Below are 15,325 nucleotides of genomic sequence, written 5' to 3'. Positions count from 1 at the left end.
CCTTGCTGAGGCTGTTTTATTGATACCTATGTTTTTCAAACTTCAAATTATTTATTTTTTGGCTAAAATTAAGCTGCGTGGCTTGTTCCGAAATCGAGCGCAGCTACAACGTTTTCAACAACGGAGTTGGCATCGTTTTGCCCAGACTATACTGCCTAAATCCACTTTTTATCGCCCCTATTTAAATGTTTCCCTAGACCAAATTCCACTGATGCGTAAAGAGTTGTTTATGGAACATTTTGATGAAATAAACACCGTAGCAATACGCAAAGAAGAGGCAATGAAGATAGCACTCCAAGCGGAAGAAAGCCGCGATTTTGCGTCGGAGCTTAACGGTATTACGGTAGGGCTATCGACGGGAACAAGCGGGAAGCGAGGGCTGTTTCTGGCCTCCAAGATTGAGCGAGCGCAGTGGGTAGCGATGGTGCTCCACCGCGTGGTGAAATGGTCGATTTTTAAGCGTCAAAAAGTGGCGTTTTTCCTGCGGGCCAACAGCAATTTGTACAGCTCGGTCCAATCTTCGGTGTTGGCGTTTTACTTCTTTGATATTTTTAGAAAGACCGAAGAACTGGTGGCCGAGCTAGACCTCCTAAAGCCCGATATTGTTGCCGCTCAACCGTCTCTTTTACGGTATTTGGCCGAGGCGCAGCAGGCAGGGAATCTCAGCATTACGCCTCACCAAATTATTTCTTTTGCCGAAGTGCTGCATGATGACGACCGCACGGTGATTGAGCGCGTGTTTGACCTTAAAATCACTGAAGTGTATCAATGCACCGAAGGTTTTTTGGGGGTAAGTTGTGCGCACGGAACGATGCACCTCAACGAAGATGTGGCCATTTTTGAAAAAAAATACGTGAGCAAATATCGGTTTATTCCCATCGTAACGGATTTTACGCGTACTTCGCAGCCCATTATTCGGTACGAAATGACGGATATTCTGGCTGAACGTACTATGCCTTGCCCTTGCGGGTCGGCGATGATGGGCATTGAGCGCATCGAAGGTAGAATGGATGATGTGCTTCTGTTTGACCAAGAAGGAAAAATAATTTCAATATTCCCCGATACGCTGGTACGAAAAATTGCCCGCGCCACCGACGATTTTAGTCATTACAGTATTAGGCAAGTGACCGCAGATAGGATAGAAGTGGCGGTAGAAACAGAACCGAAAAATAAAGCAATGGTCAGCCAGTTAATAGAAACGGCTATTTTGGAGGTGTTGGAAGGGCAGGGTATAAAAAATACCGTGGTTGTTTTTACCGAAGAAAAAGTAAATGAGAAAGGTGCAAAACATCGCCGTGTAGTGCGTACGTTTAAGAAAATTCTATGAAAATTCAGATTCAAGCCATTGAGAAATACCTGCCTGGAGTTGCCATTGAAAGTGCGCAATTGGAGGAGAAACTGGGTCTTTCTGCGGGCTGGATTGAAAAAAATGCGGGCGTAAAAACGAGGCATTGGGCAGCAACCGACGAAACCGTGGCTTCGATGGCGGCTACGGCCTTACAGAAGGCCCTGACTGCTGCTAGCCTGTCGGTCGATACCCTAGATTTGTTGATTTACGCGGGGGCCTCCTACGATTACCCCATTCCGCACAATGCAGGGCGTATCAAAAAAGCGTTGGGGACAACGGCTAAATTTCCTTGTTTTGACGTGGATTCCACCTGCCTGAGTTTTTTGAATGCACTCGATATTGCGCATTTGTATTTCCAACGCAACGCCGTGCGCACCATTGCCATCGTATCTGCTGAGTTGGCTTCGCGCGCGCTGAATCCCCAAGACCCCAAAACGTATGGATTATTGGGCGATGCTGCGGTGGCGGTTATTTTGAGCAAAAGTGACGAGGGTTATGAGCCCGTTTTTCCCTATTTTATCAACAATCCCGAAGGCGCCGATTTGGCTTGGATACCCACGGGCGGAAGCGTAAATCGTGGTATGGCGGCCGATACACCTGAAGAATCATTTTATTTCAGAATGGATGGGAAACGCCTTATTTCGCTCACTTTGCAAGAATTGAAGCCGTTTCTATCCCAATATGAGCAGCTTTCGGGGCTGGCCTTGACAGAATACGATTACGTTATTCCGCACCAAACCAGTCGGTTTGGAAATGAGATTTTTGCCAAACAATACTACCTAAACGAGCACTGTTTAATTAATACATTGGCCCATTATGGCAACTGTATTTCGGCTTCTATTCCTTTAGGGTTGTGCGATTTGGTCCAACAAAAAAAGGATTTGTCGGACCATAAAATCCTGCTTATCGGCAGTGCGGCGGGGCTATCGCTGGGTGCTTTGACGATTCGGTTTTGAGTTATTTCAACAAAACCCCATCAATCGCTTTCCAGTCGATTTTTGCAACTATCTGACGAGCGATGTCGACGGGTGCCGTAATTGTGACTACGATATTTTCCACTAGTTTACCACCTTTCTTAAACTTGGGTTGATAGCGCGTATCCTGTCCATTTTTGATGAGTTGGGGATTCCATCCACCCAATAAAATGACGGTTTCCTGACGGCCGATTGCCCCCTGTAAATCGGGCTTGAGACGTACTTCAAGCGCTACGGGACTGTTGGGTACGGAAATGGCTTGGGTATTCTCGACAATTCGGGCACTTTCGAGGTGTTGTAGGCGATAGTTGCCAAGGTTCATTTCAACACTCACCGAGTAGGTATCTCTGGCGCGTTGCACAATTGCATTTGGATTTTCTTTGTACATCGTATCGCGGTGTACGTATAGAGAAGTAGGTACGGTGGGCGCGGCTTTGACGGTATCCAGTTCGGCTTTCCGAACCACGGCCAGCTCGCTGTTTTCCATGATGAGGTCATAACGGTCGGTGCAGAGGTGGGTAAACCCGCCCCATTCTGAGGTTACTTCCAAGTTGCCTATTGAATGTTTTTCGTCAAAAACCCGCCAGCTTCCGTTGGGAGTGACGTTGGTAAATTGGCGTTGGAGTTCTTTGACTACCCGTTCGTAGGCGGCATTTTCAGCAGCGGTAGCAGGACGGCATTGGGCTTGTAAGATAAGAGAAAGACCCATCAAAAATGCGGTAAGCAAAAATTTCATAGCATGTAGTTTTTTGTACGTTCGGTGAGAATAAAAATTCCCGAAAATTAACTTAAAAATATCATGCTAACCCTTCTTGGTGTAGAACTATTTCCCCAATATTGCCACATTTCCTTTCTAAACAGAAAATGGACCGCAGAATTATCCACGGCCCATTTTCTGTTATTTTAATTATAAAACCAAAATTATACTCTCGACAATTTGACGGGATACGTTTGTTTGGCGTTCCATTGGCAAATGTAGATGTTCTCGTCATTGTCTACGCATACATCATGGCAGTGCATCAATATGCCACCTACTGCCGCCGCATCCTGAACCATCATCTGAAGTTTTCCGTCGCGGTATTCGGGTTTGGTGCCGCCCGGGTTTGAAACTACTTTGTCGTTTTTGTCCAAAATCGTGACGAAACCCGAGTTGTTGGTTTGGTTCATGTAGCGCAAACGCGACCAGCAAACGCCCGCAAACAAATGGTCTCCGTGAATCACGGGGCGACAAACGAACGCGCCGGGGAGGAAAATGGTCGATAAATATTTGCCGTCCAATGTGAAACGTTTGAACGAATTATGCACCCGTGAGGTGATGAGCAACGTGGGGTTTGCTTTATTTCGGTAATCTACCGTGATACCATGGGCGGTGGCAAATTGGTCGTCGCCGTCGCCGGGGCCACCGAATTTACGGATAAATTCGCCCTTAGAGCTATATTGTAAAATCCACTGTGAACCATACCCGTCGGCTACATAAATGTCCCCGTTGGGCCCAACCGTAGTTTCGGTAGGCAGGAATTTTTCTTCGGGTTTGTAAGCGCCAACTTTGGACGGGTGCTCAATGGTGAAAATTACTTTTCCGTTGATGTCGGTTTTGGTAACGCGGTTGGAGTTGGGGTCACAGATAAACAGAAACTCTTCGCCGTTGGCATTCCAGAGCGTAAGGCCGTGTCCGCCAGGGTATTCATGCCCCCAGCTGTCTAGCAGTTTGCCAGAACGGTCGTACACCAAAATGTTGTTTTTGGTTTCATCCGTGACCATAATAAGCCGTCCTTTGCTGTCCATGACCATTTCATGGCAGTTTTTGACGGGAAATTTTGAGGAGTCTAATTTACCCCAATCGGCATTGATTTTATAGCGGTGTGACCCGTGGCCGATGATGCCGTCGGCCGGTTGGGCGTTCACCGAAGTGATAATAGAAGGGGCCAGCAACGTGGTAGCGGCGGTTTTGACAAAATCGCGACGGGAAGTGGAAAGGTTCATGGTTTAGAATGTGCTTTTTTAGCAAAAAGGGCAGAGGCTGCTTTTTTTACTTCTTTATGGATATATGCTTTGTAATGAACAGATTGAAACACAGTTTATATTTGGGGAAATTCCCAAGGGGCACGGTAAGTGGGGGTAATGAGGGCATTGGCGGCTTTATTTTTGCCGAACGATTGCGCCGCTTCATTCCATTCCAGGCGCGAATTGGTGCGCAATGCGATGTTGCCTGCGTGAGCATACAAGGCAACCAATCGGCCGTTTTCGATGGGGCAATTCGTTTCTTTGCGGGTTCTGATGCATTCTAGCCAGTTTTTTACATGCTCTTCGTGCGTTTCTTTGCCGCTTCGTTTGGGAATTGCGGGCACTTTATACCCGCCTTTGTCAATTTCTGGAAACAGCTCCCAACCGCCCCGGTCTATCACGAGCGTGGCGTCATTGCCGATAAAAGCCAGCCCATAAGAGCGCCCATAAGGGCCGTTTTGGGTGCCAGCGGTTTGTTCCCACGAAATGGTATAATCGGGAAGTTGGTACATTACACTCAAGGTATCAAACGCTTCGTGGGCAAAGTCGGGCGAATAAAAATTGCCGCCCGAAGCAGCGACCGACAGCGGCGGCGTTTTGATGTTTTTGGCCCACAGCGCAATGTCCAACAGGTGAGCGCCCCAATCGGTCATGAGGCCACCGCCGTAATCCCAAAAAAAACGCCACGAACCGTGGTGTCGGGTTCGGTTGTAGGTACGCAGGGGTGCAGGGCCTAGCCATTGATTGAAATCAATATGGGCGGGGACTGGTTCGTCGGGCACGATTCGAGAGCCGATTGCATAGTTAAAATTGGCCCAACTGTGTACTTTCCGCAGCGTGCCGATGCCCCCTGAATGGATAAATTGCATCGCACTTTGCCAATGCTCTCCGCTACGTTGTTGTTGCCCGACTTGTACTACACGATTGTAGCGCCGCGCTGCTTTTACCATCACGTTACATTCGCCGATTGAATTGGCCAGTGGTTTTTCTACGTACACATCTTTGCCCGCCCGACAGGCTTCAACCATGGGGAGGCAATGCCAATGGTCGGGCGTAGCGATAATGACCGCGTCGATGTCTTTGTTTTCCAATAATTTCCTAAAATCCCCGTACAGTTGGGGTCGTTTTCCCTGCTTACGCATTACTTCATCGGCGCGTTTGTTGCCAATGTTGGTATCAATATCACAAATTGCCGCGCACTCCACATTCGGTTGGTTGAGGGCGTGATTCATGATTCCGTTACCCATATTATTGCAACCAATGACACCAATAACGATTTTTTCATTGGCCGACTTACGCACATGGTTCGTGGCACGGGTTTCAATACTTTGTACAAAGGCGCCCGCTGCCACCGAAAGCTGTGTGGTCTGTTCTAAGAATTTTCTGCGGTTCATTGATTTGAATTATTTTTAACGGTGAAATACAGGAAGAATCAATTTTGGAAAACAGCAACCGATTGTGAATAGCAGCCAGATGGAAATACAACCTATCAAGCATTTCAAGCGGATTTTCTACCCAAAGCGATGAGCGTAGAAAGCGATTGTTTTGACTGTTTAAATGTGGGGAGAAATACCTGTGTTTTAAAGCAATGGGAGCCAACAGTTTTCGACCAAAAACAAACCATTTTTTAAAAACTACGGTTAGTAAATGAAGGGGCATTCCCTAACTTTGTGCCTTTAGCAATCAGCCGCATGAACGTAGCCGAAAACCAACAAAATACTTCCGAAATAGACTTCGAAACCCTCAATCCGAAGCAATACATTATCATTAAAGGCGCTCGCGTCAACAACCTTAAAAACATTGATGTTGCTATTCCCCGCAATAAATTGATTGTGGTCACCGGGGTATCGGGGAGTGGAAAGTCGTCATTGGCTTTTGATACGCTTTTTGCCGAAGGGCAGCGCATGTACGTCGAAAGTTTGAGTAGCTATGCGCGTCAGTTTTTGGGGCGAATGGAAAAACCCGAAGTAGATTATATCAAGGGCGTGTCGCCAGCGGTGGCTATTGAGCAAAAGGTCAATACCCGAAACCCGCGCTCTACCGTAGGTACTACCACCGAGATTTATGATTATCTTAAGCTGCTTTTTGCGCGGGTGGGGGTTACTTATTCGCCCATTTCGGGCTTGCCCGTACGAAAAGATACCGTGACCGACGTGGTTGATTTTATGCTGCACCACGAAGAAGGTACGCGTGTGATGGTGTTGGCACCCTTGATTGTGAAGGAAGAGAGAAGCCTAGCCCAAGAATTAAGTATTTTACTCTCGAAGGGATACACAAGGGTCGTTGTCAATCAGGAAACGAAATCTATTGAGGAATTGATAGAAACTAAGGAGTATGCCGCGTTTTCTGCCGCTGATTTTTTTATTCTTATCGACCGGGCTTCGGTCAAACACGACGATGAAGATACGCAGTTTCGGTTGTCAGATTCGGTACAAACGGCTTTTTTCGAGGGAGAAGGCCTGTGTATTGTCGACGTGATAGGAGGGGAGCGCCGGGCGTTTTCGGATAAGTTTGAACTCGACGGAATGAAGTTTGAAGAGCCTACGGTCAATCTTTTTAGTTTCAATAACCCTTATGGGGCCTGCAAACGTTGCGAAGGTTTTGGAAAAGTGTTGGGGTTGGACCCTGATTTGATTATTCCCGACAAAAACCTCTCGGTATTTGAAGGAGCAATTGCCCCTTGGCGAACCGAAAAAATGGCCGAGTGGCTAGCGCCTCTTCTGCGCCACGGTATTCGTTTTGATTTTCCTATTCACCGGGCCTATAAAGACCTGACCCAAGAGCAAAAAGACATCCTCTGGACGGGAAATACGTATTTTGAAGGGCTAACCGCATTTTTTGAACACCTCGAATCGCAAACCCACAAGGTCCAATACCGCGTCATGCTATCCCGCTACCGTGGTCGTACTACTTGTCCAGAGTGCCGTGGTTCGCGCTTGCGCAAAGATGCGGGGTATGTAAAGATGGGTGGTGTTTCCATTACTGATTTGGTGTTGTTGCCCATTAGTGAGGTGTTGCAGTTTTTTAAGAACCTTTCGTTGCCTGATTATCAATTTAGCATTGCCAAACGTATTTTAATTGAAATAGAAAACCGTTTGGAATACATGGAACGCGTCGGATTGGGCTACTTAACGCTCAATCGTTTGACAAATTCGCTTTCAGGAGGAGAATTTCAGCGGATAAAATTGGCCACGTCTCTGGGCAGCGCACTGGTTGGCTCGATGTATATTTTGGACGAGCCGAGTATTGGGCTTCACCCGCGCGATACCCGCAAGCTAGTAGGCGTGCTGGAATCTCTGCGCGACATGGGCAACACGGTGATTGTGGTAGAGCATGAAGAAGAAGTAATGCGCGCCGCTGACCAAATCATTGACATTGGCCCCGACGCTGGAAATTTAGGGGGCGAAGTGGTATGGCAGGGAAGCTGGGAGGATATTCTGAACCCTATTGAAGGCATTCATTCTCATACCATACGATTCCTGAGGGGTGAAGATAAAATTCCTGTACCTACTTTTCGCCGAAAGGCAACCCATTGGCTTGAACTCACGGGAGCGCGGGAAAATAACCTCAAAGACGTAGACGTAAAGTTCCCGCTTGGGACGTTTACGGTAGTAACGGGCGTATCAGGTTCTGGTAAATCGACGCTTGTTCGAAAAATCTTATTTCCAGCCTTGGCCCGCCAAAAGGGAGAATACAACGAAGAAGCAGGAAAGTACACTAATCTGACGGGAAGTTTGGACCGCATTGACAATCTTGAGATGGTAGACCAAAACCCCATCGGCAAGTCGTCGCGCTCCAATCCCGTTACGTATATCAAGGCTTACGATTACATAAGACAGATGATGAGTGAGGTGCCCTTGGCCAAAGCGCGGGGCTATAAACCCTCTCATTTTTCTTTTAATATCGAGGGAGGCCGCTGTGAAACCTGCCAAGGAGAAGGGCAAGTGAAGATTGAAATGCAGTTCATGGCCGATATTTACCTCAAATGCGAAGCCTGCGGCGGAAAACGATTCAAACAGGAGATTTTGGATGTTCGGTACCAACGTCCCGACCAAGGCTCGGCTGACATTGCCGATATTTTGGATATGACCATTGATGAAGCCATCAGCTTTTTCAGGGCCGATGAACCCAAACTCGCTGACCGCCTTTTGCCGCTTCAGGAAGTGGGCCTCGGCTACGTAAAACTAGGTCAATCGTCCAACACGCTTTCGGGAGGGGAGGCGCAGCGCGTAAAACTGGCTTTCTTTTTGAGCAAATCAAACCCCAATCAAGGACGCTCCTTGTTTATTTTTGATGAGCCCACCACTGGCCTGCATTTTCATGATATACAAAAACTCCTGAAAGCGCTCAATGCGTTGGTAAACCAAGGTGATACCGTGATTGTGATTGAGCACAACGTTGAGGTGATTAAATCGGCAGATTGGATTATTGATATGGGCCCCGAAGGTGGCGAAGCGGGAGGCTATGTCACCTTCGAGGGAACACCCGAAGAAATGGTGAAGCTTTCGGACAATTACACTGCGGTGTTTTTGGAAGAAAAAATGAGGATGTAGGCCTATTTGACAAAAATCTGCAAAGTAGTGCCTTCGTAGACTCCTAAGTTGGCATCTCTCACTTGCTCCATTACGGGGCGCAGAGCGCAGGTGGCTTCATCGACGCAGTCATCACACTTGACATAAAAATGAAGCGATACACAGGGTGTTGGCGCAATAGGGCCGTCAATTACCCTGATGACCTGGGCGAAATTGACTCTTGCAGGTTCCACGCGTAATAAATACCCGCCACCTTTTCCTTTTTGGCTGGACAGAATCCCGTGGTTACGCAGCTCTAAAAGAATAGCTTCCAAGAATTTTTTTGGGATATTTTCACGTTCCGCAATGTGCGAAATGAGAACGGGACCTTTTCCGAATTCTTCGGTCAGCACTTTGAGTGCTTTAAGGGCATATTTTGCTTTCTTTGAGATCATAGCACTAGCACACTATTGAGTAAAAGGTTATAAGAGAGAGGCATAAACAAATTTACTCGATTAATTTAATATATTATATACGAAAAGCTAATTTTTTAAAAACTACCCCGCCTTGTCTATCAATTTGCTTACGATATCAAAGTCTATCTTTAAAACTTTCATACCCAAACGTCTTTACCAATTTGAAGCGCTCATTGGCCTGCCAAATGCCGATGGAAGGAAGATTGACACCGTTGAAGGTGGTAGTTTTCACCATTGTATAGTGAATCATGTCATCAAAGACCAGCGTATCTCCGATTTTTAAAGGTTCGTCAAACGAATAGTCGCCCATAAAATCGCCTGCGAGGCAGGTCATACCGCCTAGTCGGTAGGTAGGTTTATCGGCTACTGGTTCGTGATAGGCACCCAATATGCGCGGTTTGTAAGGCATTTCGAGGGTGTCGGGCATGTGGGCGGCAAAAGAAGTATTTAAGATGGCAACCTCGATTCCCTGGCTTTCTACCATATCCAACACGGTCGATACCAAATACCCGGTTCGCCACGCAATGGCTGACCCTGGCTCTAAAATGACATCCAGATTGTATTTTTCCTTTATTGCTTTTACGAGTGAGATAAGTTTGGGTATATCGTAGCCTTCGCGGGTCATAAGATGCCCGCCGCCCATATTGAGCCACTTGGCTTGGTGGAGCAGGTCGCCAAAGCGGCTTTCGAGGGCTTCGAGGGTACGCTCTAGTACGTCGGAGCCATTTTCGCAAAGTGTATGAAAGTGAATCCCTTCGATTCCTGTGGGCAGTGTATCTCCAAAATGACTGCGTGTTACCCCTAAACGAGACCCAGGAACACAGGGGTTGTACATGTCGGTTTCCACTTCAGAATACTGAGGGTTCACTCGGATTCCGCACGAAACAGTTTTTTCAGGGTGAGTTTGATTATAGTCGTTGACGCGTTGTTTAAACCGCTCCCACTGAGATAATGAATTGAAAGTGAGGTGACTACTGCGTTCCAATACTTCCCCAAACTCTTCATCCTGATAAGCGGGGATGTAGGTGTGCGCCCGATAGCCTAAATATTCATTGATAAGCTTTATTTCATTGAGTGAGCTTGCGGTGGCCCCTGGCAGATACTCGCCCACAATGGGGAATGCGCTATACATAGAAAAGCCTTTCAGTGCCAATATAATTTGGCATCCAGCCTCATCCATGACCTGACGGATAAGTTGGAGGTTTTGGCGTAGAAGACGTTCTTCCAAAACAAAACAAGGCGATGGAATTTGTGCAAAGTCAATGGGCATGATTCTAAATAATAAATGAGGGTGCAAAGGTAAGTAAATCGTGAAGGAAACATTTAATTGGGAGAGTTCGTTTGTTAATTCAGTTATATTCTGGCTGATTTTACGTTAATTTAGAATCTAACAATCGTTTTTTTGTCAATGAAGATAGGATTAGTACTGTCGGGAGGAGGTGCCCGAGGCATCATGCACCTTGGGGTAATAAAAGCGTTACAGGAGCGAAAGGTAGATATTGCTGCTATTTCGGGCACGAGCGCGGGGGCCATCGTTGGGGCGCTTATCGCCCACGGGCATAGTCCAGATGAAGTGCTTGCTAAGTTGCTTACAATCAACTTTTTGAAATACCTTCGTCCTTCGTTTAACGGCCCTGGCCTATTGAGAATGGACAAAGCCGAAGAGCTTTATCGGGAGTTGTTACCCCATAATTCATTTGAAAAATTAAAAATCCCTCTCACTGTTGCAGCCACCGACATAGAAGCTGGCGAAATTGTGTATTTTCAATCGGGGGAGTTGATTCGCCCGCTGATGGCTTCAAGTTGCTTGCCGGGCATCTTTGAACCCATTCGCCACAATAAGCGGCTGTTTGTGGATGGTGCCGTTTTGAATAATCTACCCATCGAGCCGCTCTTAAAAGATGAAGTAAACTTCTTAATTGGGGTCAATTGTAACCCTCCGCTTCCAGATAAGCCAATCCGCTCAATGCGGACCGTCATTGAGCGCAGTTTATTGCTGGCCGTTCGCAATAAAACACAAGAACGTACTCTACAGTGCCAATTGCTGTTTGAACCAAAAGAGGTAGGGAAATACGACATATTTGATGTTCGGAAAGCCCGCGAAATTTTTCTGGTTGGCTACCATTCCGTCACCAAGTCTCCCGATAAACTGCGTATGCTAGAAGATTACGCTAATTTACCAAAGCAATAAATGCTGTTTTATAACTCACTAAAATAGACGAACCCCCCTTTTTTTTAGACAAACTCCTTCGCATAGGGCTATTTTTTTTGCGGTTAAATTGATTTTTTACAAGGTTTTTATTGTACTTTTTAAAGAATTTTTTAAAAGAAACAATTTTGGATTTGACTTTTAGGGACAATTGTTAATACCGTAAATAGGCCCTAATTCCTTAGAAATTTTGCTTAAAAAGGCCTTTTTTGACAATATTATCTACTGTAAGTACAAGTAATTTCATTCTTTTTGGGCTTGAAATTTCTCATTTCCCCAATAAGCCCACTGTTTGAATTGTTATATTCTTTATTTTACTTTACGTTCAGAAATTTTCTTAACCTAACTAAACAAGTACCCTATGAATCGTAACTCTATCTCTTACTTCCCCAAATTTTCTATCCCTCTGATCTAGGATAGGAACAGGCAACATTTTCAAAACTGTGATTGGCTAAACAAACTTGTTTTGCTCGGTTTTTCTATTGCCTTCACTTTAGCGCTTCAGCGATTTTTCCATACATGTTTCACTTTAATCAAACCAAACTAAATTACCCTTATGAGGAAATTTTTATGTATCAACTTTCTGCTTGTGTGCATGGTTTGGGCTACTGGGGTAGCTCAAGACCGTAAAATCACGGGGAAAGTGACCTCGGCAGAGGATGGAAGCCCCCTGCCAGGCGTATCGGTCGTGGTAAAAGGTACATCCAAAGGTGTGAATACCGATGCCGCAGGAAGTTATTCAATCGAGGCTCCGACTAGTGCCACTTTGGTATTTAGTTTTGTGGGTACTGTTTCGCAAGAGATTAATATCGGTAATCGTACGACAGTGGATGTTAAATTAGCCGCAGATACCAAGCAGCTCTCTGAAGTGGTTGTAACCGCCCAAGGTATTGTACGCGAAAAACGTGCATTAGGTTATTCGGTAGCTTCGGTAGATGCCAAAGGTATTCAAGACCGTCCGCAGGCTGACGTAGGTCGTGTACTTCAGGGCAAAGTGGCAGGGGTTAATATTACCCAAACTTCTGGTGTGTCGGGAACGGGTACAAACATCACAATTCGCGGATATTCTTCTATTACTGGGTCTAACCAGCCGCTTTTTGTAGTAGATGGTGTACCTTTCAATTCAAATACCAACTCACGTGCTGGATTTACAGGGGGAGGTCAATCGGCGTCAAGCCGCTTTTTGGATTTGGACCCTAACAGTATTGAAAGTATTAACGTGCTGAAAGGTTTGGCGGCAACCGTATTGTACGGTGACCAAGGCCGTAACGGGGTAATTTTGGTAACTACCAAAGGGGGGAGTAAAAAAGCCCGTAAAACGGAATATAGCCTTACACAATCCTTTTTTACCAACACTGCCCATTTGCCACAGTACCAAAATCAATATGTAGGTGGATTCCAACAAAACTTGGGATACTTCTTTTCTAACTGGGGACCTACCATTGAAGAAGCTAAAATTTATCCTTCACAAAACACCAATACTGCTTTAACCAACCACCCTTACGCATTCTTGTCAAACGCTGCGTTGAGAGGGGCTATGGCTGACTATGTGGCTTCTGTTAGTCCATACACCATGCAAACTTTTCCTAATAACGTAAAAGATTTCTTTCGTACTGGAAAAATAGCCAATACCTCACTTAATATTTCGGGTGGTGGAGAAAAGGTAAGCTACAATATCTCGGCAGGTTATGTAAACGAGCAAGGGTATATTGCCAATAATGATCTGAAGAAGCTGAACTTGGGCCTAGGATTGAATGCCCAACTGAGCAAAAAAGTGACGATCAATACTACCTTCAATTTCGCTAATACAGATCAAGCTACCCCACCTTTGAATAGTGGTGATGGTAACGGTTCGAACGGTGGCTTTCCTTCAATCATCTCTCACGTGATGTTTACACCTCGCCAAGTGGACTTGATGGGCTGGCCGTACGAAAGCCCAGTAGATGGTAGTAGCGTGTATTTTCGCTCGGGCAATGACATCCCTAACCCCCGCTGGATGTTGCAAAATTATAAAACGACCGATGTCGTAAACCGCATCTTTACTACCACTTCAGTAAATATTGACTTGGCTAAAGACTTGGCACTTACGTATCGGGTAGGTTTGGATACTTATTCTGAAAATCAGGAGTATAAATTCAACAAGGGCGGTGTACAGCTGGTCAATGGCTTTTACAATACTTTTGATATAAAGAATACCATTTGGAACAACGATTTGATTTTGTCTTATTCAAAGGCACTCACGTCTAAATTAAACGTAGCGGGTAAATTAGGTGGTAACATTCGTAATGATACATATAGAGGAAACGTGGTAACGAGCCAAAACCAATTGGCACGTAACTTGTTCCGCCACAGTAACTTCATTGACAACGTTGCCCAAGATTTTACCACCGAAGAAACCCGTATGGGTATTTATGGCGAATTAACTGCTGACTACAGCAATTACCTTTTCTTAAACTTTGCGGCTCGTAATGACTGGACCTCGACCGTTGAAAAGGAGAACCGTCGCATTTTCTATCCTTCAGGTAGTATTTCTTTTGTTCCTACCTCTGCTTTTGAAGGCCTGCAAAGTAACTTTTTAAGCTTTTTAAAAGTTCGCGCTGGGGTGGGTACTTCAGCGGGTTTTCCAAGCCCCTACCGTACGCGTAATATTCTCGACCAAAGCGCCCGTGGTTTCTTGAATTCAGCTGGTGCTGCGGTGCAGACTCATGCGGTGAGCAATGTTTTGGGGAACTCTAATCTGAAACCTGAACTACAAACCGAATTCGAATTTGGTTTGGAAGGTAAATTCCTCAACAACCGCGTAAATGCAGATTTAACTTTTTACCGTCGCGATACTCGTAACTTGATCACAGATTCGCCGTTGGATGCTTCTACTGGATTTACCGCTACAACCATCAACATTGGTAAGTTGCGTAACGAAGGTATCGAATTGAGTATTGGTGGTACGGCGGTTAAAAGTGGGAACTTCTCTTGGGAGCCTACGCTAGTATATTCGCGCAACGTCCCTAAAGTACTTGATTTGGGTGGTACGTTACAAGAAGTACAAGTAACGGGCTTTGGCTCGGCATTGGGTAACTACGCCATTGTTGGAAAACCTTTCAATATTATCAAAGGAACAGGATACCGCCGTAATGAGCAAGGACAACTTCTGATTGATGGTCAGGGTTATTTACAAACTACTACTTCTCCCATTATTTTAGGTAACCCTAACCCTGCATTTAATCTAAGCTTTATCAATGAATTTAGCTACAAAGGCATTACGCTCAACATGATGTGGGCCTACCGCCACGGAGGGGCTATGTACTCTTCTACAGCAGGAGCAATTTTAGGGCGGGGTTTGAGCAAAGACACTGGACTTGAGGTAGGATACGACCGTGCTCAGACGTTTATTTTCCCTGGAGTGAAAGCAGATGGCTCGGCAAATACCCACCAAGTAACAGCTTCCGATGTAGGCTTCAACAACGTGTATTTCTTTGGTGATGAAGGTCGTGTTTTTGATGCTACTACCATTCGTTTGCAGGAATTATCGTTGTCATATCAGTTACCTAAAGGACCTCTTTCAAAAATAGGGATTAAAGGTGCGTCGGTGGCCTTGACAGGTAACAACCTTTGGTATCTAGCTCCTAACTTTCCAAAGTATTTGAATTTTGATACGGATAACTTAGGCTTAGGCGTCGGCAATGGACTTGGTTTTGAATTCTTGACTGGACCAAGTGCTCGCCGTATCGGTGGTACATTGAAATTATCATTCTAACCTAATGAAAGAAGATTTTATGGATTCAAAGTAGTAGTTGATGCTTACA

General features: G+C 45.6%; 10 protein-coding genes. 5 read left to right on the top strand and 5 right to left on the bottom strand.

Annotated elements, in window-relative coordinates; translation table 11 throughout:
- Positions 1-28 precede the first annotated feature (28 nt).
- Both NCI00_RS13660 and NCI00_RS13655 read left to right on the top strand, forming a co-directional pair.
- A complete protein-coding gene (locus NCI00_RS13660; protein ID WP_256498257.1) occupies positions 29-1,327 on the top strand; it encodes a F390 synthetase-related protein in 1,299 nt (432 codons plus the stop codon).
- Positions 1,324-2,304, top strand: coding sequence for a 3-oxoacyl-ACP synthase III family protein (locus NCI00_RS13655; protein ID WP_253528445.1), 981 nt, complete (start codon positions 1,324-1,326; stop codon positions 2,302-2,304). The genes NCI00_RS13660 and NCI00_RS13655 overlap by 4 nt, the downstream gene beginning before the upstream one ends.
- A 1-nt stretch (position 2,305) precedes the next feature.
- Here NCI00_RS13655 and NCI00_RS13650 read toward each other — a convergent pair whose 3' ends face one another.
- From NCI00_RS13650 to NCI00_RS13640, 3 genes are all read right to left on the bottom strand, one after another.
- Positions 2,306-3,058 (bottom strand): hypothetical protein, encoded by a 753-nt coding sequence (locus tag NCI00_RS13650; RefSeq protein WP_253528443.1) that lies wholly within the window; start codon positions 3,056-3,058, stop codon positions 2,306-2,308.
- A 185-nt stretch (positions 3,059-3,243) separates the two neighbouring features.
- Complete coding sequence (locus tag NCI00_RS13645; RefSeq protein ID WP_166556654.1) at positions 3,244-4,305, bottom strand: 6-bladed beta-propeller; 1,062 nt, start codon at positions 4,303-4,305, stop codon at positions 3,244-3,246.
- A gap of 95 nt (positions 4,306-4,400) precedes the next feature.
- Positions 4,401-5,720 (bottom strand): Gfo/Idh/MocA family protein, encoded by a 1,320-nt coding sequence (locus tag NCI00_RS13640; RefSeq protein ID WP_253528441.1) that lies wholly within the window; start codon positions 5,718-5,720, stop codon positions 4,401-4,403.
- Positions 5,721-6,017: 297 nt separating this feature from the next.
- Between NCI00_RS13640 and uvrA the strand changes: the two genes are divergently transcribed.
- Positions 6,018-8,879, top strand: coding sequence for an excinuclease ABC subunit UvrA (uvrA, locus tag NCI00_RS13635; RefSeq protein WP_253528934.1), 2,862 nt, complete (start codon positions 6,018-6,020; stop codon positions 8,877-8,879).
- Between the two features lie 2 nt (positions 8,880-8,881).
- Here uvrA and NCI00_RS13630 read toward each other — a convergent pair whose 3' ends face one another.
- Both NCI00_RS13630 and nspC read right to left on the bottom strand, forming a co-directional pair.
- On the bottom strand, positions 8,882-9,292 hold the full coding sequence (locus tag NCI00_RS13630; protein ID WP_114463675.1) for an RrF2 family transcriptional regulator: 411 nt from the start codon (positions 9,290-9,292) through the stop codon (positions 8,882-8,884).
- A gap of 136 nt (positions 9,293-9,428) precedes the next feature.
- Positions 9,429-10,583: a carboxynorspermidine decarboxylase gene (gene nspC, locus NCI00_RS13625; RefSeq protein ID WP_253528439.1), complete on the bottom strand. Its 1,155-nt coding sequence runs from the start codon at positions 10,581-10,583 to the stop codon at positions 9,429-9,431.
- A gap of 138 nt (positions 10,584-10,721) precedes the next feature.
- On the opposite strand from nspC, the gene NCI00_RS13620 reads away from it, so the two are divergent.
- Positions 10,722-11,504 (top strand): patatin-like phospholipase family protein, encoded by a 783-nt coding sequence (locus NCI00_RS13620; RefSeq protein WP_253528437.1) that lies wholly within the window; start codon positions 10,722-10,724, stop codon positions 11,502-11,504.
- Positions 11,505-12,078: 574 nt separating this feature from the next.
- Entirely contained in the window at positions 12,079-15,276 is a 3,198-nt protein-coding gene (locus NCI00_RS13615) for a SusC/RagA family TonB-linked outer membrane protein (protein WP_253528435.1), read from the top strand.
- The last annotated feature ends 49 nt before the right edge of the window (positions 15,277-15,325 follow it).

Origin of the sequence: Runella salmonicolor (genome assembly GCF_024158025.1) — a bacterium.
GTDB classification, from domain to species: Bacteria; Bacteroidota; Bacteroidia; order Cytophagales; family Spirosomataceae; genus Runella; species Runella salmonicolor.
Note: the sequence above shows the minus strand (reverse complement) of the source record. Positions and strands in the feature narration are given on the sequence as shown.

What these genes read in the sequence shown, in the direction of transcription:
- NCI00_RS13640 (WP_253528441.1), bottom strand. Translation starts at nt 5,720, where the DNA reads ATGAACCGCAGAAAATTCTTAGAACAGACCACACAGCTTTCGGTGGCA.
- NCI00_RS13615 (WP_253528435.1), top strand. Translation starts at nt 12,079, where the DNA reads ATGAGGAAATTTTTATGTATCAACTTTCTGCTTGTGTGCATGGTTTGG.
- NCI00_RS13620 (WP_253528437.1), top strand. Translation starts at nt 10,722, where the DNA reads ATGAAGATAGGATTAGTACTGTCGGGAGGAGGTGCCCGAGGCATCATG.
- NCI00_RS13645 (WP_166556654.1), bottom strand. Translation starts at nt 4,305, where the DNA reads ATGAACCTTTCCACTTCCCGTCGCGATTTTGTCAAAACCGCCGCTACC.
- NCI00_RS13655 (WP_253528445.1), top strand. Translation starts at nt 1,324, where the DNA reads ATGAAAATTCAGATTCAAGCCATTGAGAAATACCTGCCTGGAGTTGCC.
- NCI00_RS13630 (WP_114463675.1), bottom strand. Translation starts at nt 9,292, where the DNA reads ATGATCTCAAAGAAAGCAAAATATGCCCTTAAAGCACTCAAAGTGCTG.
- uvrA (WP_253528934.1), top strand. Translation starts at nt 6,018, where the DNA reads ATGAACGTAGCCGAAAACCAACAAAATACTTCCGAAATAGACTTCGAA.
- nspC (WP_253528439.1), bottom strand. Translation starts at nt 10,583, where the DNA reads ATGCCCATTGACTTTGCACAAATTCCATCGCCTTGTTTTGTTTTGGAA.
- NCI00_RS13660 (WP_256498257.1), top strand. Translation starts at nt 29, where the DNA reads ATGTTTTTCAAACTTCAAATTATTTATTTTTTGGCTAAAATTAAGCTG.
- NCI00_RS13650 (WP_253528443.1), bottom strand. Translation starts at nt 3,058, where the DNA reads ATGAAATTTTTGCTTACCGCATTTTTGATGGGTCTTTCTCTTATCTTA.